This is a genomic window from Streptomyces roseochromogenus subsp. oscitans DS 12.976 (genome assembly GCF_000497445.1).
Taxonomy (GTDB): Bacteria; Actinomycetota; Actinomycetes; order Streptomycetales; family Streptomycetaceae; genus Streptomyces; species Streptomyces oscitans.
Map to the genome: position 1 here is coordinate 906,709 of NZ_CM002285.1, position 3,120 is coordinate 909,828.

A 3,120-nucleotide genomic window follows, 5' to 3' on the forward strand; every position below is an offset into this window, starting at 1 on the left:
GCCGCATCCCCTTCAAGTTCGTGCCGGGCCCGCACCTGCTGCACCTGCGCAACGCCAAGTACGCGGGCCGCGACACCAGCGGCAAGTTCGTCACGCTCTATCCGGCGGACGAGGAGCAGTTGCACCGGACGCTACGTGAACTGGGCGCGCTGCTGGAGGGTTTCGAGGGTCCGTACATCCTCACCGACCTGCGCTGGCACGACGGCCCGCTCTATGTCCGCTACGGCGCTTTCGCCCGCCGGTACGTCGTCGACGAGCGCGGCTCACTGGTCCTCGCGGTCGCCGACGGCGCGGGCAAGCTCGTACCGGACCGGCGCACCCCCTCCTTCCAGGTGCCCGGCTGGGTGACGCTGCCCGCGTTCCTGCGGCCGCATCTGGAGGCCCGCAACACCACGACGGTCGGCGAGCTGCCGTACCGCATCGAGAAGGCGCTGCACTTCTCCAACGGCGGCGGGGTGTACGCCGGCACCGACACCCGGGATGGACGCCGGGTGGTGCTGAAGGAGGCACGGCCGCACGCGGGGCTCGCCGCCGACGGCGCGGACGCCGTGGCCCGGCTGGAGCGGGAGAAGGCGGCGCTGGAACGGGTCGCCGGTACCGGTGTGGTGCCCGAGGTACGGGACTGGTTCACCCTCGGCGAGCACCGGTTCCTGGTCATGGACCACCTGGCGGGCCGTCCGCTCAACTCCTTCTTCGCCCAGCGGCATCCGCTGCTCACGCCCGACCCCGACCCGGCCCGGATCGCCGCGTACACGGCGTGGGCACTGCGGATCCACGCGGCGGTGGAGCGGGCGGTGGCGGCGGTGCACGAGCGCGGGCTGGTCTTCAACGACCTGCATGTCTTCAACATCATGGTGGCCGAGGACGAACAGTCGGTGTTTCTCATCGACTTCGAGGCCGCCGCGCCCGCCGCGCAGAACGCTCGGCAGACCGTCGCCCACCCCGGTTTCTTCGCACCGCCGGACCGCCGCGGCGCGGATGTCGACCGCTATGCGCTGGCCTGTCTGCGGCTCGCCCTGTTCCTGCCGGTGACCACGCTGTTCGTGGTGGACCGGGGCAAGGCGGCGCATCTCGCCGAGGTGATCGCCGAGCAGTTCCCGGACGTACCGCGCGCCTTCCTGGACGAGGCGGTGGCGGAGATCACCCGGGACGCCTCGGGCGGCAGACGCGCCCGGCCGGCCCGGCCGGTGGTACCCGGCGACTGGCCCTACAGCCGGGACTCGATGGTGAAGGCGATCCTCGCCTCCGCCAGCCCGGAACGCGACGACCGGCTCTTCCCTGGTGACATCGCCCAGTTCGCGGACGGCGGCGGCCTCGGCCTCGCGCACGGCGCGGCCGGCGTGCTGTACGCGCTCCAGGCGTCCGGGGCCGGCCGCTACGACAAGGGCGAGCGCTGGCTGCTGGACCGCACCGCACCGCCGCCGCCCGGCACCCCGCTCGGCCTGTACGACGGCTTGGCGGGCGTCGCCCTGGTCCTCGACCAACTCGGCCACCGCCAGCGGGCGTTGGACCTGATCGGCGGCGTCCTGCGGGAGAACTGGCGCGCGCTCGCCTCCGACCTGCACGGCGGACTCGCCGGGCTCGGCCTGGTCCTCGACCGGCTCGCGGACACGACCGGCGAGGCGGCCCTGCGGCAACACGCCGCCGAGGCCGCCGACATCCTCGTACGACGGCTCGCAGAACCGCTCCCGGACACCCCGCGTCGGCGCGCCGGACTGCTGCGCGGCGCGAGCGGGCCCGCGCTGTTCCTCCTCCGCCGGTACGAGCAGACCGGCGACGGCCGCTGCCTGACGGCGGCGGGCGAGGCGCTCCGCCGTGACCTGGACTGCTGTGTCATCCAGCAGGCGGGCGGCGGCCTGGAGGTGGACGAGGGCTGGCGGACGCTGCCGTACCTCGGCGACGGCAGCGCGGGGATCGGGCTCGTCCTCGACGACTATCTGGCACACCGGGACAGCGACTCTCTTGCCCAGCAGGACAGCAACTCTCCTGCGTGTCGGGACAGTAGCTCCCTTGCGGACCGGGACAGCGACTCGCCGGAGCGAGCGGACAGCGTGGCGTTCGAGCGCGCCCGGGGCGGCATCCTGACCGCCGCCACCTCCCGTTTCTACGCCCAGCCCGGGCTCTTCCAGGGCCGCGCCGGATTGATCCTGCACCTCGCCCGCTCCTCCGCCCCGGGCGCCACGCCGGAGCGGCTGGAGCAGCAGATCGCGGGGCTCCGCTGGTTCGCGATGGGCTACCAGGGCCAACTGGCCTTCCCCGGGCACCAGATGATGCGGCTCTCCATGGACCTCGCCACCGGCACGGCAGGATGCCTGCTCGCGCTCGCCGCGGCCCGCGACGGCGCCCGCACCGCACACCTGCCCTTCCTTCCGCCACCACCGGCGGCCCACACCCGCGGCTCCGCGACCTGACGGAGTCGTGACACCACCCCGTCCCCAGATCAAGGGAAAGGACAATGACCATGGCACTTCTCGACCTGCAGACCCTCGAGTCCGAGACGGACGCCCACGACGGCGCGAGCACGGTGAGCCTGCTCTCCTGTGTCTCCGCGGCGAGCATTCTGCTCTGTCTCTGACCGGGCCGGTCAGTCCACGGCTCCGGACGGCAGCCTCCCGCGGGGACGGGCCGTCCGGAGCCTCCGGCTGACAGGGGAACCAGAGCGCGTACGCGAGGGGGCGGCCTTCCCGGCCCCCGCTTCGCTGCCCCCGCCTTCCCGGCCCCCGCCTCTCCCTGGCCCCCGCCTCCCTGGCCCTCCCGTTCCCGTCCGACCGAGCGAGGCACCGCCGATGAACTCCCGCCCCGACAGCGCCACTTCGGCCTCCGGCCGTGCCCTGTCGCGCGCGGTGCTGCGTCAGGGCGGCGCTCGCTGTGCCGCCCTGTGCGCCGTGAGTACCACCGCCACGGCGACCGGCCTCCTCCTGCCCGCCCTGCTCGGCCACACCCTGGACCTGCTCCTGGCTCACGCCCCCGCCGCCCGCTGGATCGGCGCCTGTGCCGGCCTCGTCCTGCTGCTGGCCCTGCTGGACGGCTGCGCGGGCGTGCTCACCGGTACCTGTGACGCCCAGGCCACCGCATGGCTGCGCCGGCGCCTCACCGGGCACGTCCTGGCGCTGGGCCCAC

2 protein-coding genes and 1 pseudogene are annotated in these 3,120 nt (G+C 73.8%); all 3 read left to right on the plus strand.

The window, feature by feature from the left end; translation table 11 throughout:
- The coding region (gene lanKC / locus M878_RS54190; protein WP_023544854.1) for a class III lanthionine synthetase LanKC at window positions 1–2,411 on the plus strand (2,411 nt) is incomplete at its 5' end.
- Window positions 2,412–2,461: 50 nt separating this feature from the next.
- The gene (locus M878_RS54195; RefSeq protein WP_031224033.1) at window positions 2,462–2,575 is read left to right on the plus strand and encodes a SapB/AmfS family lanthipeptide; all 114 of its coding nucleotides are present in this window, start codon (window positions 2,462–2,464) and stop codon (window positions 2,573–2,575) included.
- A gap of 310 nt (window positions 2,576–2,885) precedes the next feature.
- Window positions 2,886–3,120 (plus strand): annotated as a pseudogene (locus tag M878_RS46970) (ABC transporter ATP-binding protein); the annotation flags it as partial.